Consider the following 26,475-nt stretch of genomic DNA (forward strand, 5'->3'; position numbering starts at 1 on the left):
CATGCGCAAAGCACTTCTGATCGCCCTGCTCCTGGCGCCTTCCGCCGCCATTCCGGTGGTGATGTCGCTCGCCGCGGATGTCACGCCGGCGAGCGAAATGCCCGCCACGGGCAGTATCGGCAAAACCGAAGGTCTCGCCGCCTGGAAGCGGGTCGAGGCTGTCTTGACCCATCCGCGCTGCGCCAATTGTCATGTCGGTCCCGACAATATTCCGATCTGGACGGTCGCTGGCGAGAAGAAATCGCGGCCGCACGGCATGAACATCCATGCTGGCGAAAGTCGGATCGGCGCCGAGACCATCGCCTGCTCGACCTGTCACATGACCTCGACGGCCCCCAACAAGCTGGCGCATGCACCGCCGCATGTCGGGCTCGACTGGCAATTGGCGCCGGTCGATTTCGTCTGGTACGGCAAGAGCGGCGCTGAAATCTGCGCGCAGCTCAAGGATCCCCAACGCAATGGCGGCCGCGACGCGACGGGCCTCGTCGAGCATCTGCGCCATGATGCGGACGTGAATGGCTTCATTCCCTGGGCGTGGAATCCCGGCGGCGGTCGTGAGACGCCGCCCGGCACCTTCGAGGATCACGTGAAGGACGTGGCGATGTGGGGCGCGGCCGGCCAGCCCTGCCCTGAATGACTTACTCCAGCCGCCCGCGTGCCATCAGGCTCCACAGCTGATCGGCGCTGAGCTGCTTGACCGGGCCGTCATAAGCGACGCGCCCGAGGCTCAGCACCACGATGCGGTCGGCCAGCGCCCGGACCGTCGCCAGATCATGCGTCACCAGAATGACGCCGGTGCCTTGCGCCGCGATCGAGCGGATCAGGTTCATGACCTGCGCGGTCTGCTTGACGCCAAGCGCCGCCGTCGGCTCGTCGAGACAGATAAGTTTCACATGTTCGCCAAGTGAACGGGCGATCGCGATCGACTGGCGTTGGCCACCGGAGAGTGAACGCACCAGGACATCCTCGTCCCGAAGCTTGACGCCCAGGGCCGCCAGCCGCTCCCGGCATTGCTCGGCCGCCTTGCGATCGTCGCGCACCGGCAGAAAACCGAGCCAGCGTCGCGTCGCTTCGCGCCCGAGGATCATGTTGTGGGAGACGCTGAGATTGGGACACAGCGCCAGATCCTGATAGACCGTCTCCAGCCCGGCGGCGCGCGCATCCTGCGGGCTCCGGAAGGCGACCGGCTGGTCTTCCAGCGTCATCGTGCCGGCATCCGGCTGAAGCGCGCCCGAGATGATCTTCACCACCGTCGACTTGCCGGCGCCATTGTCGCCGAGCAGGCAGACGATCTCACCCTTGTTGACGGTGAACCCCGCTTCTTCGAGGGCCGTCACGGCGCCGAAGGATTTGCGCGCCCCGGCGATCGCGAAAACCGGAACGTCTTCATGCGGCGTCCTCGCCGTCGCCGCCGGCATCAGGGCGGCGCCTGGATCGGCGACACTGAAGGACGCGGTCGCGGCACGCGCCCGTTTGCGCCGCATGCCGATTGCCAGCTGGTCGGCGGTGAGCGCCAGCAGCAGCATGAAGCCCACCGCGATCGACTGCCACCAGGATTGCAGGCCGACGAAGATCAATCCGGCATTGAGGATGCCGATCGTGGCGACGCCGATGGCGATGCCGAGCGGCCGTCCGGCGCCGCCCGAGAACGCGACGCCGCCGAGGATCGCCGCGGTCAGCACATCGAGTTCGAAGCGCACGCCGATGGTCGGCGTGATGCTGCCGAGCCTTCCGGCGATCAGCACCGCGACCAGGCCGATCAGGAGTCCATTGGCGGCATAGAGACCGACCACGGTCTTGCCGACCGGAATACCGCACAGTTCCGCCGCACGCGGATCACCGCCGATCGCATAGATGCGCAAGCCGGTCACCGTGCTGGTCAGGATGAAGGCGCCGATGATGAAGACACAGAGCGCGATGATCACGGTGAACTGGATGCCGAAGATCTTGCCGCGCCCAAGCTCGAGCAGGCCCGGCGGAAAGCCATAGACGGCGGTACTGCTCACCACGAAGGCGAAGCCGCCATAAAGCGCCAGCATCGCCAGCGTCACGATGAGCGGCGAGATGCTGAGCCGGCGTACCAGGAAACCGTTGAGCAGCCCGAGCAAAAGGCCCAGCCCCAGGCCGACGCCGACAGCGAGCACCGCACTTCCCGTCAGCACCGCCACCTTGGCGGTGATGATGCCGATGAGCGCCACCATGCTGCCGATCGACAGATCGACATAGCCGGCGATCAACAGCGCCGAGGTGCCGAGCACCGCGATCAGGATCGAGGTCGAATTGACGCCGATGACCACGAAATTATCGAGACTGAAGAATGAGGCGTTGAGCAGCGAGAAAAGGACGACCAGCCCCAGCGCGACCAGCGCCAGGCCGATGCGCCCAGAGGCTTCGCCGGGCGCCTTGATGCCGAGGCGCAGGAAGGATCCTTCCTGCGCCTGGGGCCACGCCGATCCGACATTATCCGTCGTCATAATGCTACTTGGCTTCCGACGACCACGGGAAGTTCACATACTGGTCGCGCGTGTCGTAGCAGATATTGCCATACATCTTGAGATAGAGGTCGCGCTTCTTGGGATCCTTGTAGACGGACGCGGGATCCGCGACATCGGCCTGGTACTGCGCCAGGAAATCGGCGGTGAGCGCCACCGGTAGGATGTCCATCGCCTGCGGGATGCTCTTGCCTTCGATCCAGTCGGCGGCATGCTGGCCCATCGCATAGGCGAAGACCGGCGATGCGAGGCTGATGCTGGCCTTGTAGGGCCCGTCGCCCTTCTTGATCGCCGCCACCGCTTCCGGCTCGCCGTCGATGCCGCCCAGGAACTGGTCAGGTCTCGCTTTGCCGGCGGCTTCGAGTGCCGCGAGCGCGCCCAGCACGACCGTATCGGCGCCCAGCACAACATCGACATCGGGATGCGCCTGCAGGATGGTGCTCATCGTCGCGAAGCCGCCTTCCTTGTTGACCGGGCTCGGCGAGATGTCGGCGACGATTTTCACATCCGGCAGGGTCTTCATCACGTCGCGCATGGCGGCGAAGCGCGGCGCCAGGAACTCCATGCTGTCATGCGAGAGGATGACGACATTCGCCTTGCCGCCGAGCTTGTCCTTGATATAGGCCGCGGCCGCTTCCGCCAGCACTTTGCCGGTTTCGTATTGCGGCGCGTTGAGGAGCGAGGTGGCGGGCGGCGGCACGATGGTGCCGACATAGGCGCCCGACCAGATGAGCTCCTGCAGGCTGCGGCTCATCGAGGCCGGATCGACGGGTGCAGCGACGAGGCCGCCGATCTTCGAGGCAAGGAAGAGCTGCACCTGCTCGACGCCCTTGGCGGCGTCGTTGTTGGCCAGCGCGCGGCGATATTCGAGGCCGCGATCCTTGGCCGCCTTGGCGAGCCCCTGATCGACGCCTTGCATGAATTCACGCTCATTGTCCTGGGCGAAGGCCAGCACCTTGGCGAGGCCCGGCGGCGGGCTGCAAGCGGGCGCCGCCGGATCGAAGGGCTTGAAGACCGTCTGGGTGGTGATGCCCGGCGGGCCTTCCTGCGCCAATGCGAGCGGCAGGCCGAGCGCGAGCACACTCGCCGCGCCAAGTATTGTCGGAAACACTTTCCTTCTCAGCATGTTCTATCCTCCCATTTGCTTTCTTCGTATCACTCACGCCGCCAGCGCCTGGACCGCTTTGGCGATCTCGGTGCCGAGGACGCGATGTGCGTCGCTTTCGAAATGAATGCCGTCGACGGTGCTCGATTCGATGATGGCTCCGGCATCCAGGAAGGCCACACCGGCGCGCTTGGCCGCTTCGCGGAACAGCCGGCTCAGATGTTTCGATTTCTCCGCGCCGCCCAAAAACATCTGGCCGAACCAGTCGATCTCGAGCAGCGGCGGCGGCGCCACCACGAGCACCTTGGGCACCACCCCGCCATCGCCCGCCTCACTGCGTTGGATGAGCCGAACCAGAACCTCAATGGAGTCGGCTACATCATTGGGCGTCAGAGAGAATCTGTGTTTGAGATCATTGGTGCCCAAGGCCAGGACGATGGCGTCGAGCGGCATATGGGTTTCGAGCAGCACCGGCAGCGCCTTGATGCCGCTCTTGTGCAGGCCTTCGATCGGGTCCTCATGCACGGTGGTTCGTCCGGGATGGCCCTCTTCGATGACGTCCCAGCCATTGCCGAGCGCTTTGCGCATCACCCCGGGCCAGCGCCGGTCGGGGGCGAAACGGTGCCGGCCGATGCGTGCCAGCGTCGGGATGGCGCCATAGGTATTGGAGTCCCCGAAGCACATCACGGTCTTGGCTTGCGTCACGGCGCCCCTCCCATTCCCTGACGCGCTCATTGGACGCCATCGCCCCCAGGGCCGTCAACTAATTTCTTCCACTGGAAGTAATTAAGCATTGCCTCCGACAGGCGGCGTTGCTAGTACCGCTCCGTGACAGGCACCAGTTTCTTCAGCGTCGAGAAGATCGGCTCGGGCCGCAGTGGCGGAACCACCCAGGCCGAGAGCCGCATCTACAATGAGCGCCTTGTCGTCGCTCTGGTGCGCCGCCACGGCCAGTTGGCCAAGACCGACCTGACGCGGCTTACGGGCCTCGCCCCCCAGACCATCACCACCATCGTGAACCGGGCCGCCGAGACCGGCCTGCTGCGCCGCCTGGAACCCCTGCGCGGCAAGCTCGGCCAGCCTTCCGTCCCCTATACACTCAATCCTGCCGCCGCCTTTGCCTTCGGCCTCAAGGTCGACCACCGCGGCGCCGATGTCGCCCTCATCAACTTCACCGGCGAAGTGATCGCCGTCGCGCGCGGCGACCTGCCGGAGCCTGGTCCCGCCCAGGTGATGGACTTCGCCCAGGACACCATCGCCCGCATGCGGGAGGCGCACGTCCTCGCGCCTGAACGTATCGCCGGCCTCGGCATCGCCTCGCCCTTTCATCGCGGCAGCCTCAGCGACGACGGCCTCCTGCCGGAGGCGCGCCTCGAGGCCTGGCGCCGGATCGACATCCGCGCCGAGCTTGACCGCCGCTTCGACTGGCCGGTCTTTCTCCACAATGATGGCACCATGGCCGTCGCCGCCGAACTGATGTTCGGCGCCGGCGCTCTATCCGCCGATTTCCTCCATGCCTATATCGGCCACAATGTCGGCGGCGGGCTGGTGCTCGACCATCATCTGCATCCAGGCCGCAACAAGCTGGCAGGCGCCCTCGGCGACCTCCTTGTCCCCGCCGCCGCCCAGGACAATGAAAGCGCCGTGCCCTTGTCGCGTGTCGCCTCCCTGCGCGCCCTCGCCGGCCGGCTCAATGGCTCGAGTGACGGGCGCATCTGGTCCTCGCCCGATGATTGGGGCGATCTCGGCTCCCCCTTGCAGGACTGGATCGAAGCCGCGTCCGACGGCCTCGCTCACGCCGTGCTCAACGCCGTCGCTTTGCTCGATATCGACAATGTCGTCATCGACGGCGCCATGCCGAAGGAGGTGCGCAAGGAGATCGCCAAGGCGATCCGGCGCAAGCTCGCCCGCGGTCTCGCCCAACGGCCACAGCCGTTTTCGGTGCTGGAAGGCGTCTTCGGACATCTGGGCCCCGCCATCGGCGGCGCCAGCATCCCGTTGCTGGTGAAGTATTCCAACGACCGGGACGTTCTCTTTAAGGACTAGCTTAGTTGGTGATCGTGATCCGCGTGCCGCCCTTGCCATATTGCTGGACGAGGCTGTAGAGCCGCGCCGCATTGCCGGGCGCCAGGCGGATGCAGCCATGCGACGCCGGACGGCCCAGCGCGCGCACATAACCCGTGCCGTGAATGGCGTAGCCGCCCTTGAAGAAGATCGAATGCGGCATCGGCGAATTGTCGTATTTGCGCGAGTAATGCATGCGCTTGAGCAGGAACGGCCGGTATGAGCCGCGCGGCGTCCAGTAGCCCGAACGCGCCGTCGAGACCCGCCAGGTGGCATAGGGCCAGCCATTGACGGAAACAGACATCGTCTGGCTTGAGATATCGATCCGTACAGAGACCTTGGCCTCGGCGCTGGAGGTCATCACCAGGAGGCCCAGCAGCCCGGCGGCGGCAATCGAGGCGGCCGACCGGAGAAAACCGTTACGCATACGCATGTTCAACCCCTAAAACACACTCAGCCGGGATTAGGAAAGCATGAAGCACTTCGGCCCGGCAATGGGCCCATCCTTCACTTCGGCGTGATTATTCCTAGCCTGTTTCAGGCTGGAACGCATTGAAATTGCCGAAATATGTTTAAAAAGATCGTGGGCGGATCAATCGAACAGGAATTCGCGCCCGACCTTGACCCGTCTTACCCCGTCATAGGCGATGATGTCGGCCGTCGCATAGGTCTCTGACAAGGTCGCCGGCAGGAAGCTCCCTGTACCGACGATATCGAGCGGTGCCTTGGCCGCGCCCATGACCTGGCATTTCTGGGGATCGAAGCCGGACGAGCCGACGATCTGGGCATCGCGATAGCCCGCTTCGTCGAGCGCCAGGCGCGCATGGATGATGGCGGCGACCGACACGCCTTTGCCGAACAGGATGCGGCGCACCTTGTCGACCAGTATATTGCCGGGATCGAGCTGGAAGGCGCGCCCGCCCAGAACCTGCTCGACGATGTTGTATTCGCCCGACACGCCGAGCCACTGGCCGACGCGCTCGACCGACTTCTCATAGTCGAGCCCTTCGGCGAACCGTCCGCCATGCGTGTCGAGCCGGACGCCGAAGGTCTTGCCCAGCTTGTCGAGCTTCGCTTCCTCGTAGAACCACTTGGCGCAGCGCAGGGAGTCGGTGATCTCCTCGCCCGTGTAATCGACGAGCGCGACAAGCGTCGTGGCGTCGGGGATCGTCGCCTGGAAGAGCTTCATCGCTTCCAGCACATCGCCGCCCGCATAACCGACGAGCGCATGCGGCATCGTCCCCATGCCGGCATCGGCGCCGAACAGAGGCGCGGTCAGATCCTGCGACGAGCCGATGAAGCCCTTCACCTTGGGATCGGCGCGCTTGGCGGCTTCGCTGCCGGTCGCCGCGCCATAGGCGGCAAGGATGTTCATCTCGGCGCCGCTCGCATGGCGCGCATGCATATCCATGAAGCCGGCGGTCGGGATGGCGCGGCACATCTCATAGGCGTTGTTGGCCGACACGCAGGGAATGCCGGTCTTCTGCAGCAGCAGCGTCTCGATCTCCGACAGCTTCGCCATCGAGCCGGTGATCTCCATCATCTTCTTTTCCGACGGCACCAGATCGCCTTCGTTGAAGAAGCGCTTCACCTTGGTGCCGGGCGCCAGCCGGTTGATGAGCCGGATGGTCGGCTCGAGGGCCGCCACCACGCGCCGGCGCATGAACACCGCGAAAGTGACCTCCGAATCGCCATGCGCCTTCACGATGCGCGACGTGTTGGTGAAATATTTGTCGGTCTGCACGTCGGTGGGACCGGCGCTCAGGCAGATGTCGACGATGCGGTCGAGAACCGCGTCGCGCTGGGCCGTCAGGGGAGTTCGCTGATCCATGAGTTGCCTCTCTGCCAGCGGCGGAGTTTGGACGCTTAAGGACTGCCGGTCAAATCTTCGCGAGCTGATCCTGCAAGGCCTTGGCGCCCGCCGCCAAAAGGCCGACATCGGTGGCCGCGGCGATGAAACGGAAGCCATGACCGGCGAAGAAGGCGCAGGCCTCGGGCGAGCCGCCAAAGGCACCAGGCACCAGGCTGTTCTTTTTGGCCGCCGCCGCGATCGCCTTGATCGCCGCTTCGAGCTTGGGGATCTTGAGATCCTTGCCGAGACCGAAGCCGAGCGAGATCGACAGATCGTTGGGACCGACAAAGAGACCATCGAGGCCCGGCGTCGAAGCGATGGCATCGAGATTGCCGAGCGCCTCCTCGGTCTCGATCATGGCGAAGATCATGGTGCGGCTGTTGGCTTCCTTCAGATAGTCGGCCGGCACCGTGCCCGCCGCCTGGACCGCCGCATAGCCGCCCCAGCTGCGCATGCCCATGGGCGCGTATTTCGCCGCCTTGACCACCGCTTCCGCCTGCGCCCTGGTATTCACCATCGGCACGATGACGGCGGTGGCGCCGGCATCGAGCGCTTGGCCGATGAGGCCCGGATCGTTCCACAGGATGCGCAGGACCAGCGGCTTGCCGCTGGCGGTGATCGCCGGCGACATCGAGGCCACGTCGGTGAAACCGGCGAGGCCGTGCTGCATGTCGATGCATACCGCCTCATAGGGCAGTCTTGCCATCTGCCCTGCGACAATTGCGCCCGGAAAGGTCATCCAGGAGAAATAGAAGGGATCCGCCTTGGCGAGCCTGCCCCTGAGATCGCTGGCCATTGGAACCTCAGGCGTCCGACTGCAGCTGCTGCAGGGCTTTTCCGAAAAGCTCGTCCATGGTGCGGCGGATCTGATGATCCGACTGCTCGACCTTCTTGGCGTCGAAATCCTTGCGGATCTTGCGGAATACGTCGTCGTCGCCCGCTTCCTCGAAGTCGGAGGCGACCACGGCCTTGACATAGGCGTCAGCCTCGGCGCCTGAAATCCCCAGCTTTTCCGCCGCCCACTGGCCGAGAAGCTTGTTGCGCCGTGCCGTCGCCCGGAACTTCATTTCCTCGTCAAGGGCGAATTTCCGCTCAAAACCTTCCTCGCGCTTGTCGAACGTTGTCATTCCGGTGCTCCCAAATAGGATTATGTACAAATCACGCTGCCGGATGAGATAGCGGCTGCCCGCCCCCAAATCAACCGCGCTTGATTATCGGGGTCTGTCGGGCTAGGTCCATTGTGCAGCGCACCCCCAGGCATTATGTTTGGGCCATGGCGGCAAGCTTTGAGTCGCATAACTTCTCGATATTGGTGGCGTAAGGACCCCTTGCGGACGTAATTTGCGAGGGTATCAAGGGTTTTCTGGATGAGGATTGTGAATATGAACACCAGGCGCACCCGCATTTATGAGGGCAAGGCCAAGATCCTGTATGAAGGGCCTGAGCCCGGAACCTTGATCGTTCACTACAAGGACGATGCAACTGCCTTCAATGCCCAGAAAAAGGCCGTCATCGACGGCAAAGGTGTGCTCAACAACCGCATCTCCGAGATGATTTTCACCAGGCTCAACGAGCTGGGTCTGCCGACCCATTTCCTCAAGCGCCTCAATATGCGCGAGCAGCTTGTCCGCGAAGTCGAGATCATCCCGCTCGAGGTGGTGGTGCGCAATGTCGCCGCGGGCTCGCTGTCGAAGCGCCTCGGCATCGAGGAAGGCACCGCCCTTCCCCGCTCGATCATCGAATTCTATTACAAGAAGGACGAGCTCAACGACCCGATGGTGTCGGAAGAGCACATCACCGCGTTCAACTGGGCGACGCCCCAGGAGATCGACGACATGATGCATCTCGCCATCCGCATCAACGACTTCATGTCCGGCCTCTTCCTCGGCATCGGCATCAAGCTTGTCGACTTCAAGATCGAGTTCGGCCGTCTCTACGAGAACGACATGATGCGTATCGTGCTCGCCGACGAGATCAGCCCCGATTCCTGCCGCCTGTGGGACATCAAGACCCAGGACAAGCTCGACAAGGACCGCTTCCGCCGTGACATGGGCGGCCTCGTCGAAGCCTACCAGGAAGTGGCCAAGCGCCTCGGCATCATGCCGGAGCTCGCCGAGCCCGAGCGTTCGCGTCCGCAGCTCGTGAAGAGCGACTGAACATCCCCTCCTCCTTCCCCGCTTGCGGGGAAGGTGGCGCTCAGCGCCGGATGGGGTGAGGCAGCAGACTATTTCCGCGAGGAACAATGAAAGCCAAGATCAAGGTGACACTGAAGAACGGCGTGCTCGATCCGCAGGGCAAGGCCATCGAGGGCGCGCTCGGCTCCCTCGGCTTCTCCGGCATCGAGCATGTCCGCCAGGGCAAATATTTTGAGATCGATCTCAAGAACACCGACAAGGCGAAAGCCAAGGCCGAGCTCGATGACATTTGCCGCAAGCTGCTCGCCAACACCGTCATCGAGAATTACGAGATCGAGCTCGCCTGATCGAGGCGGGCTCACACGCCTCGCTCTCCTATTGGCGCTCAAAATCCGGCAGGTGGACGAAGAGCGCGCAGCCTAACCCCAGCAGGCCTATGACGATTACGCTGAGCACGGTACCTTTGTGTCCGACCTCGCTCGCATAGTCCACTTTGTCTGGTCGACGGGGATTGTAACGCACGGGGACGGACCTTCCCACCCTCCAAACAAAGCTGGAGTCTATGGACCATGTATCGACAATAGCGCGGGTTTTGCGGCCCGGCTCCGGCTCGTAGATCACCCAAACATCGCTTGAAGTGCCATCTTTTCGATAGCCATCCGCGATAAGTTCCTTCACCTCCTCGGCGTTGCAATCCACATACTTTCTTTTGTACTTGGGAGCCTTCACCCGGATGATGCGTCGCTTGGCATAGACGCATTTCGTCTCGATCGAACTGATCACGGCGTTCGCGGTTTGCCGCGTGAGCGCCTTATAGTAGCTATGTCCTACATAGGCCGTAACGGCTGACAGCCCGATGAAGACGACCAGAATGGTCCGTGCCGCCGATTGCAGCAACCAGAACAATAGCGCGCTGGCCCAAAGATTCCACATGATGGACCCTGAACACCTCGACAAGGCTTGACGCTACCGTCTCATATTGAACTGTGCGGATCGAATAGCGTCGAAACCTGATATGGTTGCTGATCCGCTACCGCGAATGCTCAAAGCGGTCGAGCGTGTCCGGATGGCTTAGTCGGATGTACCCTTCCCATCACCTTCATATGTGATGAAGGCGATGAGGCATGCGAGGAGCAGAGCGCCAAGAATAAAACCCAGGATGACGACGGGCGCTTTTCCCGATCCGGTGACCAATTCGGCCTCGTTGGGCGAAAAGGGAGAATAGCGGATTTGAATGACGTTACCCGGACGGAGAGTGCTCACGCTCTGCCACCAAGGCTTCAGAGTTGCGGAGGCCTTTCTCCCGGGTTGCGCTTCATAAACCGCCGTGATGAGCGCTTCTCTGTCGGGCTCAAGCTTGTAACCGTCAGCATGAGTCCCGCCGCGGTCGCCTCTGAATCCGCACCGCAGCTCAGATACTTTCTTATTGTCGATCGACGCCCGCTTTTCTTTGCATAGACGCAGATCGGCTTGATGGAAGTCACCACGGCCGGAACATGGGGCCAGACCAGATATTTGTAGGAATTGTAAAAGATGAGGCCGACGAGAACCACCACTGTGATCGCGATCAGGCCGATCATCCGATCGACAAAATAGCGCATTGCTGGGCTTCTCATCAATGCCGCTTGAGCAACAAATATCCGCTGCCCGTCAGAACAACAACGAAAAGCGCAACGACGAAACCTTTCCGATCCGGATCGGCCGCATATTCAGCGCGGCTGGGGGTGCCGGGGTTGTAGCGCACACGCACATGCATACCGACGCCGAGCGCGCCGGCGCCCTCGGGCCGCGAGCTCAGGGTTGCGTAGGTCTTCCGCCCGGGCTCCGTTTCATAGACGAGCCACATCGTATCGGAGATGCCTTGATAGGCATAGCCGTCCGCGACCAGCCTGGCCGCGTCTTGCTTGGCGTCGCAATTCACATATTCGGTGTAGCCACTGCGTCGCCAGCCGTCCTTGTAGTAAACGCAGCTCGGCTCGATCCTGTCGACGACGGCTTCGGCGGTAGGCCAGAAAAAATACTTGTAGTGACTATAGGCGGAGCTCGCCGCGAGAAAGAAGGCAAGGGCCCCACCCATCCACGGCAGATTATCTCGCAGATCCTTGCGTATCTTGGCTCTGAAGCGCACCATCCCTTCCGTTAGATAAGCATCTGCACCGCCCCACGCAACCGGGACCGACCAGCCACCTCTTCAATCGCGCGCGCGATCCGCATTTTGCCGTGCCAGCTTACGTCGCAAGTAGTACCAACCATAGGCCCCGATCACCGCCGCCGCGCCGAGGGCGATGAGCCCTTGCGTGCCATCTGGCGCAAGGGCCAGTTCGGAACTGCCGGGTGTCATGGGAGAAAGTCTTATGCGAATCGTACTGCCCGACTCCACCTGCGAGGCGTCCTTCAGAAAGGGATCGAGTGTCGTATGCACCTTCTGTCCCGACGGGGCCTCATAGACCGCCTCGATTCGAAGCCGTTTGACGTCGCCTGGCTCGAATCCCTCGGCAATCAGCCGCGCGGCTTCATCCTGATTGTCGCAGAAAGGGTGCCTGGACTGGCGGGTAAATGAACGCCCTCTTGAAAAAGGCAGGTTTCCCGGGTGGAAAGGACGGTCGCGGTTATTTCCGGCCAGAAGTAAGATTTGTAAAAGTCATATGCTGTCTTACCGGCTAGGAACACCGAGACGCAGAAGAATACGACAATGAGCTTCTCGCGCATCAAAAAAGCTTTTGAACGGCCGGGAAATTCGCTATTCAGCCCCCTTAGACCAATAGCGGCCCGAGCAATATAGCCATGAAATCCGCCGTCGTCCTCTTCCCCGGCATCAACCGCGAGCGCGATATGGCGCGCGCACTTGAAGCCGTCACCGGCCACAAGCCCGTCATCGTCTGGCATACCGAGACGACACTGCCCAAGGTCGACCTCGTCGCCGTGCCGGGCGGCTTCTCCTATGGCGACTATCTGCGCTGCGGCGCCATCGCGGCCCGCTCGCCGATCATGACCGATATCCGCGCCAAGGCAGAAAAAGGCCTTAAGGTTCTGGGCGTCTGCAACGGCTTTCAGATCATCGCGGAAGCGGGCCTCCTGCCCGGCGCCCTTCTGCGCAATGCCGGCCTCAAATTCGTCTGCCGCGAGGTGAAGCTGAAAGTCGAGAATACCGACACCTTCTTCACCAACCGGATGAAGAAGGGCGCGGTGGTGCGCTGCCCGGTCGCTCATGGCGAAGGCAATTACATCTGCGACGATGAAACACTGAAAGCGCTCGAGGGCGAGAACCGCGTCGTCTTCCGCTATGCCGAGGGCACCAATCCGAACGGCGCCATGAACGACATCGCCGGCATCACCAACCGGGAGCGCAATGTCATCGGCATGATGCCGCATCCCGAGAACATGATCGAACCGCTGCACGGCAACAGCGATTGCCGTCCCCTGTTCGAGAGCCTGCTCGCGGCGTGAGCGCCGAGGTCACCCTCTACGGCGCTCGCTACAGCGTCTATGTGCGCGCCGCGCTGATGGCGCTCGAGAGCAAGGGCGTCTCCTACGATCTCGTTCCGGTCGACATCTTCTCGGGCGCCGACGATCTCGCGGCCTATCGCGAGATCCATCCTTTCGGCCGCATCCCGGCTCTGCGCGACGGCGACTTCATTCTTTATGAGACCGCCGCCATCAACCGCTACATCGATGAGGGTTTTCTGGGGCCGCGCCTGCAACCGGCGGAAACCCAGAGCCGCGCGCGCATGACCCAGATCATGTCGATGACCGATTCCTACGCCTATCGGCCGCTGGTCTGGGACGTCTATGTCGAACGCGTCTCCAACCCGCAGGAAGGCAAACCCACCGACGAGGCGCTGATCTCAGCCGCTCTGCCCAAGGCACGAACTTATCTCAAGGCCCTGCATTATCTCATGGGCCGCCAGGCTTTCCTGGCCGATGAGACGCCGACGCTCGCCGATTTCCACGCCGCGCCGGTGTTCGCCTATTTCCTCGAGGCGGCGGAAGGCCGCGCCGTCCTGGCGGAATTTCCGCGCGTCCAGAACTGGTGGTCGCGCATCCAGGCGACCGACGCCTTCAAGCGCGCGCACGCATGAGGCCGACGCTCGGCAGATATCTCGCGCTTCTGGGCCTCCTCATCGGCGCCGGCACCCTCCTCGCCCAGTTCGCGCTCACAATGTCCTTATCGCAGGCCAACGGCCGCACCGTGCTGGGATCGGTGATCTTTTTCTTCAGCTTCTTCACCATTCTCAGCAACCTGCTGGCGGCTTCCTGCTTCGCCGCTTTCGCCTTCCCCGGCTGCCGGCACGTCGCCGTCTTCCGCGCACCTAAGGTCGCGACCGCCATCGCGCTTTATATGCTGGTGGTCGCCGCCATCTATATCGCCATCCTCGAGGGCCTATGGGCGCCCCAGGGCCTCATGCGTGTCCTCGACACGCTTCTCCATTATGTGATGCCGGCTCTCTTCCTCGTCTTCTGGGTGGCGTTCGTGCCCAAGGGCGGCACCGCCTATGCCGATATTCCCGGATTTCTCGCCTTTCCGGCGCTTTATGGCGCCTATGTCATGATCCGCGGCGCCCTCACCGGCGACTATCCCTATCCGATCCTCGATGCCGGTACGCTGGGCTACCCCGCGGCGCTCGCCAATATGGCCGCCATTCTGGCCCTTTTCCTGATTCTCGGGCTGGCTTTCATCGCCGTCGACCGCTGGGCCGGAAAACGGGCCGGAACCGCCTCATCCGTTTGAGCTTTTTCGCGTGTTGTTATCCCCAGCCAAGCCCGCTAAAGCACGTCCTTCCCGTCACGCCCGTATCAGCCAAGGCCATGATCCCCAACGATATCAAGATCACCCCTGAACTCGTTGCCCAGCACGGGCTCAAGCCCGACGAATATGAGCGCTTCCGCAAGCTCATCGGCCGCGATCCGTCCATAACCGAGCTCGGCATCGTCTCCGCCATGTGGAACGAGCACTGCTCCTATAAATCCTCCAAGAAGTGGCTGAAGACGCTGCCGACCAAAGGCCCCAAGGTCATCCAGGGTCCGGGCGAGAATGCCGGCGTCGTCGATATCGGCGACGGCCAGGCCGTCATCTTCAAGATGGAGAGCCACAACCACCCCTCCTTCATCGAGCCCTATCAGGGCGCGGCGACCGGCGTCGGCGGCATCCTGCGCGACGTCTTCACCATGGGCGCCCGTCCCGTCGCTGCGCTGAACGCGCTGCGCTTCGGCAGCCCCGATCATCCCAAGACCCGCCATCTCGTCTCCGGCGTCGTTGCCGGCATTGGCGGCTATGGCAACTCCTTCGGCGTGCCGACGCTCGGCGGCGAGGTCAATTTCCACCCGCGCTACAATGGCAACATCCTGGTCAACGCCATGGCGGTCGGCCTCGCCGACACCAACAAGATCTTCTATTCCAAGGCCGAAGGCGTCGGCCTTCCCGTCGTTTATCTAGGCGCCAAGACCGGGCGCGACGGCATCCATGGCGCCACCATGGCGTCGGCCGAATTCGACGACAAGGCGGAGGAGAAGCGCCCGACCGTGCAGGTCGGTGATCCGTTCACGGAGAAATGCCTGCTCGAAGCCTGCCTCGAATTGATGGCGTCAGGCGCCGTCATCGCCATCCAGGACATGGGTGCGGCCGGCCTCACCTGTTCGGCGGTCGAAATGGGCGCCAAGGGCGATCTCGGCATCGAGCTCGATCTCGACAAGGTGCCGTGCCGCGAAGACGGCATGACGGCTTACGAAATGATGCTGTCGGAATCGCAGGAGCGCATGCTCATGGTGCTGCGCCCCGAGCAGGAAGAGGAAGCCGAGGCGATCTTCCGCAAATGGGGGCTCGACTTCGCCATTGTCGGCCAGACCACCGACACGCTGCGCTTCGTCATCAAGCATGAGGGCGAGGTGAAGGCCGATCTCCCGATCAAGGAGCTCGGCGATGAGGCGCCCGAATATGACCGCCCCTGGGTCGCGCCCAAGGTTAAGCCCCTCCTCAAGGCCGAGGACGTGCCGGCGCCCAACGATCTCAAGGCGGCGATCCTGAAGATCCTCGGTAGCCCCGACATGTCGTCGCGCCGCTGGGTGTGGGAGCAGTATGATCATCTGATCCAGTCGAATTCGGCGCAGATCCCCGGCGGTGACGCGGGCGTCATCCGCCTCGACGGCACGCCCAAGGGCCTCGCTGTTTCGACCGACGTGACGCCGCGTTATGTCGAGGCCGATCCTTTTGAGGGCGGCAAGCAGGCCGTGGCCGAATGCTGGCGCAACCTGACCGCCGTTGGCGCCGACCCGATCGCCGTCACCGACAATCTCAATTTCGGGAACCCTGAGCGCCCCGAGATCATGGGCACCTTCGTGAAGGCCATCGAAGGCATCGGCGAGGCCTGCCGGGCGCTCGACTTCCCGGTCGTCTCCGGCAATGTGTCGCTTTACAACGAGACCAACGGCCAGGCGATCCTGCCCACCCCCGCCATTGGCGGTGTCGGCCTTTTGCCTGATCTGACCAAGATGGCGACGGTTGCCTTTAAGGCAGACGGCGAAGCCGTTCTCCTCGTCGGCGGTCACGGCACCCATCTCGGCCAGTCGATCTATCTGCGCGAGGTGCTGGGCCGCGAGGAAGGCGCTCCGCCGCCCGTCGATCTCGCCCGCGAGAAGCGCCATGGCGACTTGATTCGGTCTTTCATCAGATCCGGCCAAGTCACTGCAGTACATGACATTTCCGACGGCGGCCTCGCTTCTGCCCTCATCGAGATGGCGCTCGCGTCCAAGACACTTGGCGCGTCAGTCGGTCCCCTGGACCATGTCGCCCTCTTCGGCGAGGACCAGGCCCGTTACGTGGTGACATGCCCGGCCAAGGAAGCCGCCAAGATCATCACCCAGGCCCATGTGAAGGGCGTCGATGTCATCCGCATCGGCACCGTGACGAAGGACGCCGGATTGATTGTCGAGGGTGCCGCTTCTATATCCTTGGACGACCTGCACAAAGCGCATGAAGGCTGGTTCCCGGCTTTCATGGGCGCCAAGGCAGCCTAAGCATCGGCCCGAAAAGCTGCAGACTTTTCGGATAAGCCGGTGCGAGAAACGATGAAGGAGACCTGAAGCATGGCCATGAACGCGTCCGACATCGAGCGGCTGATCAAGGAAGCTCTTCCGGATGCGCAAGTGGAGATCCGTGACCTCGCCGGCGACGGCGACCATTACGCGGCCAACGTGGTTTCGACCTCCTTTAAAGGCAAGTCACGTGTGCAGCAGCATCAGATGATTTACGCTGCGCTCAAGGGTAGAATGGGCGGCGAACTCCATGCCTTGGCGCTGCAGACCAGCGCGCCTGAAGATTGAGACCGGAATTTTATAGCGAGCGAAACATGACCGACATCAACACCTGGATCGACACCGAAGTGAAATCGAACGACGTCGTGCTGTTCATGAAGGGCACGCCGGACGCGCCGATGTGCGGCTTTTCCGGCCGCGTCGTGCAAATCCTCGACCATCTGGGCGCCGACTACAAAGGGATCAACATCCTCGAGTCGGGTGAACTGCGCCAGGGCATCAAGGACTATTCCAACTGGCCGACCATCCCGCAGCTCTATGTGAAGGGTGAGTTCATCGGCGGCTGCGATATCGTCACCGAGATGTTCCAGTCGGGCGAGCTCAAGACACTTCTCGCCGAGAAGACCGCCGCCTGACGCATGGCAGGCCCCAGAGGCCGCCAATTGACGTGACTTGAGGGTTCGGGCACTCGTTGCCCGGCCCATGGCCGTTCCTGCTTCAACCAGTCCCTCCTCCGCGTCGACGCTCGCTTTCCTGGCCTTGCTCGGAGCGGGTGTAGCGGTCGGCTTTTCGCCTAATCTGGCCCGTCTGTCGGACCTGGCGCCGCTCGCCTCAGGCTTCTACCGCCTCGCTCTGGCGGTTCCCGCCATCTGGCTCGCCATCATTCTGACCGGCAGCAAGCTCGAGCCTCTCTCCAGCATGCCGGTCAAGCATCGCTGGCGGCTATTCCTGGCCGGCCTCGCTTTCGCCGCCGATATCGCCTTCTGGCATCTGGCCATCGCCGAGACCACCATCCTCGAGGCCACGCTGCTCTCCAGCACCGTGCCGATCATGGTGTCCTTCGTCTCGGTCTTCGTCTTCGGCGAGCGGCCGAAACCCCTTTTCGCCCTCGGCCTGGCGCTGGCGCTGGCCGGTGTCGTGGTTCTGGCGCTGCAGAAGACGGGCGCGCCGCAGACGCCGCCCAACCGTCTCATGGGCGGCATCTTCGCACTGCTCGCCGCCTCCTTCTTCGCCCTCTATCTGCTGCTCATCGCCACCGTCCGCCAGAGCAGCTCGACCGGCACCGTCATGTTCTATACGAGCCTGATTTCGGCGCTGGCGATGCTGCCTTTCGCCCTGGCCATGAGCCCGACCATGCTGTCAGGCTCCCTCAATGGCTGGCTCACGCTTATCGGTCTCGCCGTCATCAGCCACGCCGGCGGCCAGGGACTGATGACCTTCGCCCTCGCCCATCTGCCGACTTCCTTCTCCTCGATGATGGGGCTGATGCAGACCGCGGTCGCGGCGATCGTCGCCTGGGTGTTGTTCTCCGAGCCTTTGACCTTGCTGATGCTGGTGAGCGGCGCCGCGATCCTCGCCGGCATCTGGATCTGCCGCAAGGCGACGGCGTGACATGACGCGGCTCAAACCCTTGGCCGCCTTGCTCTTCACCATGCTGATCTGGGGCGTCACCCCGGTATTCCTGCGCTCGCTTTCGGTGGGCCTCGGGCCAGCCGACGCGCTGGTCATCCGCTACACGCCGGTGGCGCTCCTGTCGCTGGCGATCCTGCTGGCGACCGGGGGCTGGCGCATCGCGCGCGCCGACTGGCCCCGCCTCCTCGTCATCTCGCTGCTCGGCCTGTTTGGCTACAGCCTCACCTCGGTCTATGGCTTCGCCAGCGTACCGGCCGGCGTCGGCGGTCTCATTTACGCAACACAGCCGCTGTTCATCGCCCTACTGGCCGCCATCATGCTGGGTGAGAAGCTCACGCCTCAGGTGATCGCGGGCTTCGCCCTGGCCCTCATCGGCACCAGCCTCCTCTTCTGGGACGATCTCGCCGGCGGCGGGACGGCGGGCTCCTCGATCACCGGCATGCTGCTCCTGGTCTTCGCCTGCTTTATCTGGGGCTTCTATTCGGTGCCGGCCAAGGCGCTCGTTCTGCGCTACGGCACCTTGAACACGACCACCTTGAGCCTGTTCATCGGCACCTTGCCGATGCTGGCGCTCGCGTCGCCGCGCACGCTGGAAACGGTCGCCGCCATGACGCCGCGGCTATGGGCCGAAATCGCTTTCCTGGCTTTCGCTTCGACCTTCATCGCGATGTTCTCCTGGACCTATGCGACCTCCCGCCTGCCGGCCGCGACCACCGGCGCCTTTCTTTATCTGATCCCGGTCATCGCGGTTCTCGCCGGCACCTTGATGCTGGAAGAAGCCGTGACGCTTAACATGGTCCTGGGCGGGCTGCTCATCCTGGGCGGGGTCGCCTTTGCCCAGCTCGGGCAGCGCCTGAGGCGGGTCCGGCATGAGCAGAACGCAGTTTGACCAACCTGCGGCTGCGCCTATCTTGCGTCGCCCAACTTTGAGGCAGTCATGACCGAAGCGTCCCTGAAGCGGCCCACGCCCTGGTATTACCTTCCCGCCGTAATCATCGTTTCCGGCTGCCTTGTCGCCATGGTCAATTTCGGCGTGCGCTCGACCTTCGGCCTGTTCACGACGCCGATCTCCGAATTGCATGCCTGGCCGCGCGAGATCTACAGCATCGCCATCGCGCTGCAGAATCTCCTCTGGGGTGTCGCCACCCCGATCGCCGGCGCCTTCGCCGACCGTTACGGCAGCGCCCGCGTTCTCATGGTCGGTGCCGTTTTCTACGCCATCGGCACCCTCATCATGGCAAGCGCCGGCACCCCGGCCATGCTCTATCTGGGCGGCGGCGTCCTCGTCGGCATCGGCATCGCCGCCTCGTCCTTCGGTATCGTCATGGCCGCCTTCGGCCGCCTGGTGCCGCCGGAGAAACGCTCCTGGGCCTTCGGCATCGCCACCGCCGCGGGCTCGATGGGCCAGTTCGTCTTCGCCACGTCGGGGGGCGCCCTCATCTCGGTCTTCGGCTGGTACGAGGCCTTGAACATCCTGGGCCTGTGCTCACTGCTCATCATCATCTTCGCCTATCCCCTGATGGCGCAGAACACGTCGAAAAGTGCGGTGCCTTTGGGCGAGACCGAAATGAGCATGCGCGAGGCCATCCGCTATGCCTTCCGCAACCGCTCCTACAATCTTCTCACCGCCGGCTTTTTCGTCTGCGGCTTCCAGCTCGCTTTCGTCACCGTGCATCTGCCGCCCTATCTCGCCGAGCACGGCATCAGCGCCAGCTTCGCCGGCATCGCCATGGGCGCCATCGGCCTGTTCAATGTCGTCGGGTCCTATTACTCGGGCGTCATCGGCGGCAAATATCCCAAGCGCATCCCGTTGAGCATCATCTATGTGCTGCGCTCGATCGCCGTGGTGGCCTTCATCACCATGCCGATCACCAATGTGTCGACGATCATCTTCACCGCTTCGCTCGGTGTCTTGTGGCTGTCGACCGTGCCCCTGACCATGGGCCTCGTCACCGTGATGTTCGGCACCCGTTACATGGCGACGCTTTATGGCTTCGTTTTCCTCAGCCATCAGGTCGGCTCGTTCTTCGGCGTCTGGCTCGGCGGCCGTCTCTATGACCAGTTCGGCTCCTATGATCCGGTCTGGTGGATGGGCGCAGCGCTCGGCATCTTCGCGGCGATCGTGCATTTGCCGATCCGCGAGCAGCGCTCCGACAAATTCGCGCAGCCGCAACCGGTATGACGGCGGACTGGCCCGGTCATCGCTTCGCGCTGGCCTTCGGCGCCATCATCCTCGTTCTGTGGCTCGTGGTGATGGCCGTCATGATGCGCCAGGCGGCCCTGCCTCCCGAGGCGGCGGGGCCCCTGCTCGCCGTCTTCGAGCCGGGCACCAGCCAGGACGACATCTTCACGCGCATCGTCGCCGCCAACGGCAAGCCGATGCGTAGCGCCGGTTTCGACTTCGTCTGGCTGGTCCAGGGCGCCGAGCCCGGCCTCGCCGGAAGGCTCGAGGCGCAAGGCGCCATCGGTACCTATGGCGAATTGCCCTTCAACACCTCGCTCGCCGGCTGCTTCGCTTTCGCCGACGCCAAGGTTGTCGAGGTCTTCTCGCTCCGGCCTTGACCGAGTTGGCAGCACTCTTCAAGGCACGCTGCCAACCTCTTGAAAAACAATTGTTAAATCAATCTTCATGACCTTGACCTAAGATCATCGCCGCAACATGTTTGGTTCGGCGCTGCTTATCCAGGAGGATTGGCGATGATCGACAGAGCCTTTGAAGGTCAGTTGCGTGGCTGGTCGCTGACGACCGCGGAAATCATGTACCGTCTCCCCGATCATCGCGACATCGTGCAGCTGTTCCTCTGGCAGGACTACGACATGGCGCCAAAATTCCCGCGCCTCATCAAGTTCCTGGATTTCTGGGCGCATAATCTCGACGGCCCCCTCTGCGAGGTCCGCGTTGCGCATTCCGCCATCGTCGGTCCGGCGGAGATGCGCTATGTCGGCAGCGAGTGGCGGCTTCACTAGCACAAACAACTCGTCATGGCCGCCCTTGAGGCGGCCATCCAGCGTTTCAATACAACAACCGCATGGCGTCAAGACTGGATGGCCGGGTCGAAGCCCGGCCATGACGGGCTGAGAGATCGCCTCAGGAGAACACGATTCCACCATCGACATTGAGCGTCTGGCCGGTGACGAAGGCGCTGTCGTCAGAGCAGAAGAAGGCGACCGGGCCCACCACGTCTTCGGGATCGCCGATGCGCGCCATGGCGGTCTTGGCGGACCAGGCGGCGCGGATCTGCGGATCGTCGAGATTGACGCGCCCCATGTCGGTGAGAATGATGCCCGGGCACACGCAATTGGCGGTGATGCCGATCGGTCCGAGCTCCTGCGCCAACACGCGGGTGAAGCCCATCACCGCCGCTTTCGACGCCGAATAATGCGCCTGCTCCGGCGCACCGTGTTTGCCGCCGATCGAAGCGATATTGCAGATCCGGCCATAGGCCTGTTTTTTCATCAGCGGCAATACCGCCTGGATGACCAGGAACGTGCCCTTGGCGTTCACATCCATGACGCTGTCCCAATGCGCCTCGGCGAGAGTCTCGACCGGCGAGGCGATGAGAATGCCGGCATTATTGACGACGGCGTGGATGGAACCAAGCTCAGCCACGGCTTTCGCCACCATCGCCTCGACCTCGGCCTTCGCCGATACATCGGCGTGAAGAGCCACGGCGCGAACGCCGGATGAGCGCGCTTCGGCGGCGACCTCATCGAGTGCCTTCGCCTGGCGCGGAATATCGTTCAAAGCGAGATCATAGCCGCGTTTGGCGAGCCCTAGCGCAATAGCGCGTCCAATGCCCCGGCTCGCGCCCGTCACTAGCGCCACACGCTTCTGTCCACCGCTCATTATTTTCTCCTTTACCCAAGCACGGATTTGAGCGCCGGATAGAGCGCCTTGTACCGTTGGTAGATGTCTTCATAGAGCTTCGCCTCGCGCGCGCGGGGTTCGACCATCCGGCCCGGCCGGACCATCGCCGCGATGCCGTCATCGATCGAGGCGAAGCGCCCTGCTCCATGTGCGGCCAATACCGCCGAGCCGGTCGAAGGCGCATCGGGCGATGCCGGAATGCGCACCGGCACGCCCGCCGTGTCGGCATGGATCTGAATCCACAAGGGCGACGCCGTGGCGCCGCCGCCGGCGGTGATTTCAGTGCTGCTGTAACCGCCGGCCTTGAAGGCATCGAGAATGGTGCGGGTGCCGAAGCCGATGCCTTCCATGACGGCGCGGAAAATGTGATGCGGCTCATGCGCCAGCGTCAGGCCGACAATGGCGCCGCGTGACAAAGGATCGGTATAGGGCGTGCGGTTGCCCTGGAAATGATCCTGCACGATGACGCCGTCACAACCGGGCTCAAGCGTCTCGGCCTTGCGGTTCATCTCGGCGAGATCGAGCGTCCCGCCGGTGAGGCGTTTCAGCCAGTTGATGATCGATCCGGTGGAGGTCTGGCCGCCTTCGACGATCCAGCGCCCCGGATAGACGATGTCGGGATAAGCGCCCCACACGCCCGGCGCATGGATTGGCGCTTCGGTGACGCCGAACTGCAGATGCGACGACCCGGTGATGAGCGCGAGTTGACCGGGCTTCGCGACACCAAGCCCGATCATGCCGATCAGCGCATCGGCGCCACCCTGTACGACCTTCACCTTGGTGCTCAAGCCCAGCTCGGCCGCCGCCGCGAGCGTCAGCGTGCCGACCACCTGGCCCGGCGCGATGACGCGTTGTGGCCATTTGCGTTCGAGCTCGGCGAGGTCCAGCTTCTCCAATATGCCGCGCGCCCAGCCGCCATCGCGGCTCGAATAATGCCAGCGCAGGCCGGCGTTATCGAGCGAGGCGCAGCGTTCGCCGGTGAGCCTGAGATTGAGGAAATCCTGATATTCGCAGATCGTCTCGGCGGCGGCGAAGATGGTCGGCTCGTTGCGTTTGAGCCACAACGCCTTGGGGATCATCCATTCGGCGGAGACCGGCCCCTTGCCGGCGCCATTGAGGGCGAGCCTGGTATCGCCGGTGGCGAGCACCGCGTCGGCCTCGGCATAAGCGCGCACATCCATCCACAGGAGCGCGGGTCTGAGAGCCCGTCCCTGCTTGTCGAGGGCTACGACGGTGCAGGATGTGGTGGCGAAGGCCATGGCTTCGATCTGGCCCGAATCGATACCCGCTTCTGCGATGGCGCCGCGCGTCGCCTGGATCAGCGCCCGCCACCAGTCTTCGGGATTCTGCTCGGCCCGGGCGCCCGGAGAGAATTTGGTCTCATAAGGCACCGCCTTGGAGCCGAGACAGGTACCGCTAAGATCATAGATGCGCGCCCTGAGGCTTTCGGTCCCGCCATCCGCCGTCAGATAATAGGCCATTCGCTCCTCCCTCTATTTTCTCACGCCAGGCCGCGAAATGCCTCCAGCGCCTTACCCGCATACATCACGGCAGGGCCGCCGCCCATCTCGACTGCCACTTCGAGCGCTTCGACGAGAGAGGCTTCCTCCGCCCCATGCCGGCGCGCCGCATCGACATGATAGAGGATGCAATCCTCGCAGCCCTTGGCGACCGAGATCGCCACCGCCATCAGCTCCTTCTGCGCGGCGCTGAACTGACCGGGCGTCGTGGCGACGCGGCTCACTTCGGCGAAACCTTTCATCACACCGGGGCTCGTTTTGGCGAAGAGGCCGAGCCGCGTCTTGGCGGCGGCGAGCGCTTGCTTGGGATCAGCCATGGGCAACTCCTGTCAGAAGGGAAATGGTTTCACGCGGCAGGTCCCAATGCGGCATGTGGCCGGCGGGAAGGAAATGTATTGCGACCGCCGACGGCAGGTTGAAGGCGTGGTTTGCCGGAATGACACGATCGTCCGTACCGATCAGCGCCTTGACCGGCAGGGTCTCGGCGAGCTTGGCGAGCGGCCTCAATATGTCGACCTTCTGACCTTGCGGCCCGACCAGAGCCTGCGCCAGCGCCTTGAGCCGGCCTTGCGCCAGCTGCGCCGCCAGCGTGGTCAGCGCCTTGTCGGACAGGCCGTCAGCCTTAGGCCCGAGCAGACGCAGAAGATGTGCCACTTCGCCCGAGGTCGTCGCTTCCGCCATGCCGTGGATGAAGCCGCCGTCGATCTCGCGGCCGGTGCCGGCCGGCGCGATCAGCGTCAGGCTCTTGATCTTGCCGCCGAGGCGCTCGGCGATCCCTGTCGCAACGGCGCCGCCCAGCGAATGGCCGACGAGATGCAACCCGCCCGGCAATCCATTGGCGAAACCTGTCATCGCCGTGACGAGATCATCAAGGCCCTGCGCTTCGGCCTCGGTCGCACCATGTCCCGGCAGATCCGGCACGATCGCCGTGTGCCCGGCACGCGCAATGCCGCTCGCTGTCGCCACCCAGCTGCTGCGGTCACCGGCGAAGCCATGGATCAGCAGGAAGGTCTCTCCCCCTTCTCCGAGCTTGTCGAAGGCGATGCCTGTCGGCGCCTGCGTGGCTTGTTCGACGTCACGCTGCTCGATGCGGCCACGCCGCCCCGTGCCTTTGATGTTATCAAGCGAGACACCGGCCTTGCGCGCCATGCGCCGGGCCACCGGCGTCGCACGCTGGCGGGCATCCGCCGCGGCCGGCTTGTATGTCTTGGGCGACGGTACCGGCTTGGCTTCCACTGGCGCGACCGGCGCGCTCACCGGTGTTTCCACCTCGCCGATCACTTCCGCGATCGGTGCGCCCACCGGCTGGCGCGACCCTTCCGCCGCCAGGATCTTCACGAGCTTGCCGTCGGACAAAGCCGGCACTTCCGCCGCCGTCTTGTCGGTCTCGATCTCGAGAATGGCTTGCCCGCGCGCATACGGAGCGCCCTCCGCCACCAGCCAGCGGATGACGACACCTTCCGTCATCGTCTCGCCGAGCCGCGGCATGGCGAGGATCGCCGTGCCGGCATCCGGCTGGGACTGCTGAGGCGCCCCCGCGGCCTCGCTATCCCACTCTTCGGATGCCGTCACGGTGACCTCGGCGATCGGCGCGCCGACAGCAACGCGATCGCCAGGAGCAACCAATGTCTTTTCGATAGTGCCGTCGCCGAGGGCCGGATATTCGACCACGGTCTTGTCGGTCTCGATCTCGAGGATCGCCGCGCCGCGCTGAAACTTCTGTCCCGGCGCCACCAGCCAGCCGACGATGGTCCCCTCATCCATCGTCTCGCCGAGGCGCGGCATGGTGAGTGTGCGCTTCGTCATGCGAGCATCCGTCCGGCCGTCTCGGCGATGAGCTGCGGGCCCGGCACCGAGCCGGTCTCGAGGCCCGTCGACACCGAGATCGGAATATCCTCGCCCGCCACCCGGATCACCGGCTCCTCCAGGAAATCGAAACATTCTTCCGAGATGCGTGCCGCGAGCTCGGCGGCGACGCCGGCGGTCATGGCCCCTTCCGACACCACCATGGCGCGGCCGACACGTTCGACATGTTCGCGGATCGTATCGAAATCGAGCGGATTGAGGGTTCGGAGATCGATGACCGTCGCCTCGATGCCCTTGGCCGCGAGTGTCTTGGCCGCCTCCATCACATAATGGAGCTGGCGCGAATAGGTGACGATGACGAGATCCTTGCCGTGCCGCCTGACCGCCGCCTTGCCCCAGGGCGGCACCGGCGCGTCGAGATCGACATCTTCCTTCATCGTATAAAGCGCCTTGTGCTCGATGAAGACGACCGGATCGGGCCTGGTCAGCGCCTGGCGCAGCAGATGATAGGCGTCCGCCACCGTCGCCGGCATCGCGAGGCGCAGGCCCGGCGTATGCATCACATAGGCTTCGAGGCTCTGCGAATGCTGGGCGCCGGCCGAGCGCCCCGTTCCGCCTTGCGTGCGCAGCACCATCGGCACGCCGATCTGGCCGCCGAACATGTAGCGGATCTTGGCTGCCTGGTTCGCCAGCTGGTCCATCGTCATGCCGAGGAAGTCGACATACATGAGCTCGGCCACCGGCCGGAGGCCCGTCATGGCGGCACCCACCGCCGCGCCGACGATCGAGGGTTCCGAGATCGGCGTGTCGATCACCCGCTCCGGGCCGAATTCCTTGATCAGGTCCTTGGTCACGCCATAGGCGCCGCCATAGCGGCCCACTTCCTCGCCGATGAGAATGATATCGGGATTCTCGGCCATAGAATCCGCCAGCGCCTTGCGCAATGCGTCGCGATACGTCAGTTCAGGCATT

General features: G+C 63.6%; 31 protein-coding genes. 15 read left to right on the forward strand and 16 right to left on the reverse strand.

Features of this window, described 5'->3' with window-relative positions; translation table 11 throughout:
* Position 1 precedes the first annotated feature (1 nt).
* On the forward strand, positions 2–637 hold the full coding sequence (locus JHL16_RS02520; RefSeq protein ID WP_246770742.1) for a hypothetical protein: 636 nt from the start codon (positions 2–4) through the stop codon (positions 635–637).
* A gap of 1 nt (position 638) precedes the next feature.
* Here JHL16_RS02520 and JHL16_RS02525 read toward each other — a convergent pair whose 3' ends face one another.
* From JHL16_RS02525 to JHL16_RS02535, 3 genes are read right to left on the reverse strand one after another with little or no spacing between them, the layout of a single operon-like run.
* The gene (locus tag JHL16_RS02525; protein WP_200183328.1) at positions 639–2,474 is read right to left on the reverse strand and encodes an ATP-binding cassette domain-containing protein; all 1,836 of its coding nucleotides are present in this window, start codon (positions 2,472–2,474) and stop codon (positions 639–641) included.
* A 4-nt stretch (positions 2,475–2,478) separates the two neighbouring features.
* Positions 2,479–3,618: a sugar ABC transporter substrate-binding protein gene (locus tag JHL16_RS02530; RefSeq protein WP_200183329.1), complete on the reverse strand. Its 1,140-nt coding sequence runs from the start codon at positions 3,616–3,618 to the stop codon at positions 2,479–2,481.
* Between the two features lie 33 nt (positions 3,619–3,651).
* A complete protein-coding gene (locus JHL16_RS02535) occupies positions 3,652–4,302 on the reverse strand; it encodes an SGNH/GDSL hydrolase family protein (RefSeq protein WP_348647155.1) in 651 nt (216 codons plus the stop codon).
* Positions 4,303–4,425: 123 nt separating this feature from the next.
* Between JHL16_RS02535 and JHL16_RS02540 the strand changes: the two genes are divergently transcribed.
* Entirely contained in the window at positions 4,426–5,643 is a 1,218-nt protein-coding gene (locus JHL16_RS02540; RefSeq protein ID WP_200183331.1) for an ROK family protein, read from the forward strand.
* Between the two features lies 1 nt (position 5,644).
* On the opposite strand, the gene JHL16_RS02545 is transcribed toward JHL16_RS02540, so the two are convergent.
* The 4 genes from JHL16_RS02545 to JHL16_RS02560 form a co-directional block, all read right to left on the reverse strand.
* The gene (locus tag JHL16_RS02545) at positions 5,645–6,088 is read right to left on the reverse strand and encodes a L,D-transpeptidase (protein WP_200183690.1); all 444 of its coding nucleotides are present in this window, start codon (positions 6,086–6,088) and stop codon (positions 5,645–5,647) included.
* 165 nt (positions 6,089–6,253) lie between these two features.
* On the reverse strand, positions 6,254–7,492 hold the full coding sequence (locus JHL16_RS02550) for a nicotinate phosphoribosyltransferase (protein WP_200183332.1): 1,239 nt from the start codon (positions 7,490–7,492) through the stop codon (positions 6,254–6,256).
* Between the two features lie 49 nt (positions 7,493–7,541).
* Positions 7,542–8,309, reverse strand: a complete 768-nt coding sequence (locus JHL16_RS02555; protein ID WP_200183333.1) for an HpcH/HpaI aldolase family protein — start codon at positions 8,307–8,309, stop codon at positions 7,542–7,544.
* A 7-nt stretch (positions 8,310–8,316) separates the two neighbouring features.
* Positions 8,317–8,640, reverse strand: a complete 324-nt coding sequence (locus JHL16_RS02560) for a DUF1476 domain-containing protein (protein WP_200183334.1) — start codon at positions 8,638–8,640, stop codon at positions 8,317–8,319.
* Between the two features lie 255 nt (positions 8,641–8,895).
* Here JHL16_RS02560 and purC point away from each other — a divergent pair, with 255 nt between their 5' ends.
* Both purC and purS read left to right on the forward strand, forming a co-directional pair.
* Positions 8,896–9,669, forward strand: a complete 774-nt coding sequence (gene purC / locus JHL16_RS02565; RefSeq protein WP_119391184.1) for a phosphoribosylaminoimidazolesuccinocarboxamide synthase — start codon at positions 8,896–8,898, stop codon at positions 9,667–9,669.
* Positions 9,670–9,755: 86 nt separating this feature from the next.
* Entirely contained in the window at positions 9,756–9,995 is a 240-nt protein-coding gene (purS, locus tag JHL16_RS02570) for a phosphoribosylformylglycinamidine synthase subunit PurS (protein WP_137856943.1), read from the forward strand.
* A 28-nt stretch (positions 9,996–10,023) separates the two neighbouring features.
* Here the strand turns inward: purS and JHL16_RS02575 are convergent, their stop codons facing one another.
* From JHL16_RS02575 to JHL16_RS02590, 4 genes are all read right to left on the reverse strand, one after another.
* Positions 10,024–10,581 (reverse strand): DUF3592 domain-containing protein, encoded by a 558-nt coding sequence (locus JHL16_RS02575; protein ID WP_200183335.1) that lies wholly within the window; start codon positions 10,579–10,581, stop codon positions 10,024–10,026.
* Between the two features lie 347 nt (positions 10,582–10,928).
* Complete coding sequence (locus tag JHL16_RS02580) at positions 10,929–11,249, reverse strand: hypothetical protein (RefSeq protein WP_200183336.1); 321 nt, start codon at positions 11,247–11,249, stop codon at positions 10,929–10,931.
* Positions 11,250–11,263: 14 nt separating this feature from the next.
* Positions 11,264–11,779 (reverse strand): hypothetical protein, encoded by a 516-nt coding sequence (locus JHL16_RS02585; protein WP_200183337.1) that lies wholly within the window; start codon positions 11,777–11,779, stop codon positions 11,264–11,266.
* Between the two features lie 60 nt (positions 11,780–11,839).
* Complete coding sequence (locus JHL16_RS02590) at positions 11,840–12,070, reverse strand: hypothetical protein (RefSeq protein WP_200183338.1); 231 nt, start codon at positions 12,068–12,070, stop codon at positions 11,840–11,842.
* A gap of 362 nt (positions 12,071–12,432) precedes the next feature.
* On the opposite strand from JHL16_RS02590, the gene purQ reads away from it, so the two are divergent.
* The 11 genes from purQ (at position 12,433) to JHL16_RS02645 (ending at position 21,276) form a co-directional block, all read left to right on the forward strand.
* The gene (purQ, locus tag JHL16_RS02595; RefSeq protein ID WP_200183339.1) at positions 12,433–13,095 is read left to right on the forward strand and encodes a phosphoribosylformylglycinamidine synthase subunit PurQ; all 663 of its coding nucleotides are present in this window, start codon (positions 12,433–12,435) and stop codon (positions 13,093–13,095) included.
* On the forward strand, positions 13,092–13,727 hold the full coding sequence (locus tag JHL16_RS02600; RefSeq protein WP_200183340.1) for a glutathione S-transferase N-terminal domain-containing protein: 636 nt from the start codon (positions 13,092–13,094) through the stop codon (positions 13,725–13,727). The genes purQ and JHL16_RS02600 overlap by 4 nt, the downstream gene beginning before the upstream one ends.
* Positions 13,724–14,377 carry a Pr6Pr family membrane protein gene (locus tag JHL16_RS02605; RefSeq protein ID WP_200183341.1) on the forward strand — a complete coding sequence of 218 codons (654 nt, stop codon included), beginning with the start codon at positions 13,724–13,726 and terminating at the stop codon, positions 14,375–14,377. Before JHL16_RS02600 ends, JHL16_RS02605 begins: the two co-directional genes overlap by 4 nt.
* Positions 14,378–14,454: 77 nt before the next feature.
* Positions 14,455–16,659: a phosphoribosylformylglycinamidine synthase subunit PurL gene (purL, locus tag JHL16_RS02610; RefSeq protein WP_200183342.1), complete on the forward strand. Its 2,205-nt coding sequence runs from the start codon at positions 14,455–14,457 to the stop codon at positions 16,657–16,659.
* Positions 16,660–16,728: 69 nt separating this feature from the next.
* Complete coding sequence (locus JHL16_RS02615; RefSeq protein ID WP_137856951.1) at positions 16,729–16,965, forward strand: BolA family protein; 237 nt, start codon at positions 16,729–16,731, stop codon at positions 16,963–16,965.
* Positions 16,966–16,991: 26 nt separating this feature from the next.
* Positions 16,992–17,312, forward strand: a complete 321-nt coding sequence (gene grxD / locus JHL16_RS02620) for a Grx4 family monothiol glutaredoxin (protein ID WP_137856952.1) — start codon at positions 16,992–16,994, stop codon at positions 17,310–17,312.
* A gap of 67 nt (positions 17,313–17,379) precedes the next feature.
* On the forward strand, positions 17,380–18,288 hold the full coding sequence (locus tag JHL16_RS02625; RefSeq protein WP_200183343.1) for a DMT family transporter: 909 nt from the start codon (positions 17,380–17,382) through the stop codon (positions 18,286–18,288).
* Position 18,289: 1 nt separating this feature from the next.
* Positions 18,290–19,198, forward strand: a complete 909-nt coding sequence (locus JHL16_RS02630; RefSeq protein ID WP_200183344.1) for a DMT family transporter — start codon at positions 18,290–18,292, stop codon at positions 19,196–19,198.
* Positions 19,199–19,246: 48 nt separating this feature from the next.
* Positions 19,247–20,491: an MFS transporter gene (locus tag JHL16_RS02635; RefSeq protein ID WP_200183345.1), complete on the forward strand. Its 1,245-nt coding sequence runs from the start codon at positions 19,247–19,249 to the stop codon at positions 20,489–20,491.
* Positions 20,488–20,871, forward strand: coding sequence for a hypothetical protein (locus tag JHL16_RS02640; RefSeq protein WP_200183346.1), 384 nt, complete (start codon positions 20,488–20,490; stop codon positions 20,869–20,871). The genes JHL16_RS02635 and JHL16_RS02640 overlap by 4 nt, the downstream gene beginning before the upstream one ends.
* 135 nt (positions 20,872–21,006) lie before the next feature.
* Positions 21,007–21,276, forward strand: a complete 270-nt coding sequence (locus JHL16_RS02645; RefSeq protein WP_200183347.1) for an usg protein — start codon at positions 21,007–21,009, stop codon at positions 21,274–21,276.
* A gap of 121 nt (positions 21,277–21,397) precedes the next feature.
* On the opposite strand, the gene JHL16_RS02650 is transcribed toward JHL16_RS02645, so the two are convergent.
* The 5 genes from JHL16_RS02650 to JHL16_RS02670 are packed head-to-tail and all read right to left on the reverse strand — an operon-like array spanning position 21,398 to position 26,474.
* Complete coding sequence (locus JHL16_RS02650; protein ID WP_200183348.1) at positions 21,398–22,156, reverse strand: SDR family NAD(P)-dependent oxidoreductase; 759 nt, start codon at positions 22,154–22,156, stop codon at positions 21,398–21,400.
* Between the two features lie 11 nt (positions 22,157–22,167).
* Positions 22,168–23,658 carry an FGGY-family carbohydrate kinase gene (locus JHL16_RS02655; RefSeq protein ID WP_200183349.1) on the reverse strand — a complete coding sequence of 497 codons (1,491 nt, stop codon included), beginning with the start codon at positions 23,656–23,658 and terminating at the stop codon, positions 22,168–22,170.
* Positions 23,659–23,678: 20 nt separating this feature from the next.
* Complete coding sequence (locus JHL16_RS02660; protein ID WP_137856961.1) at positions 23,679–24,014, reverse strand: carboxymuconolactone decarboxylase family protein; 336 nt, start codon at positions 24,012–24,014, stop codon at positions 23,679–23,681.
* Positions 24,007–25,503, reverse strand: a complete 1,497-nt coding sequence (locus JHL16_RS02665; RefSeq protein WP_200183350.1) for an acetoin dehydrogenase dihydrolipoyllysine-residue acetyltransferase subunit — start codon at positions 25,501–25,503, stop codon at positions 24,007–24,009. The genes JHL16_RS02660 and JHL16_RS02665 overlap by 8 nt, the downstream gene beginning before the upstream one ends.
* Positions 25,500–26,474: an alpha-ketoacid dehydrogenase subunit beta gene (locus JHL16_RS02670; protein WP_200183351.1), complete on the reverse strand. Its 975-nt coding sequence runs from the start codon at positions 26,472–26,474 to the stop codon at positions 25,500–25,502. The genes JHL16_RS02665 and JHL16_RS02670 overlap by 4 nt, the downstream gene beginning before the upstream one ends.
* Between the last annotated feature and the right edge of the window lies 1 nt (position 26,475).

Origin of the sequence: Taklimakanibacter albus (genome assembly GCF_016595235.1) — a bacterium.
GTDB classification, from domain to species: domain Bacteria; phylum Pseudomonadota; class Alphaproteobacteria; order Rhizobiales; family Aestuariivirgaceae; genus Taklimakanibacter; species Taklimakanibacter albus.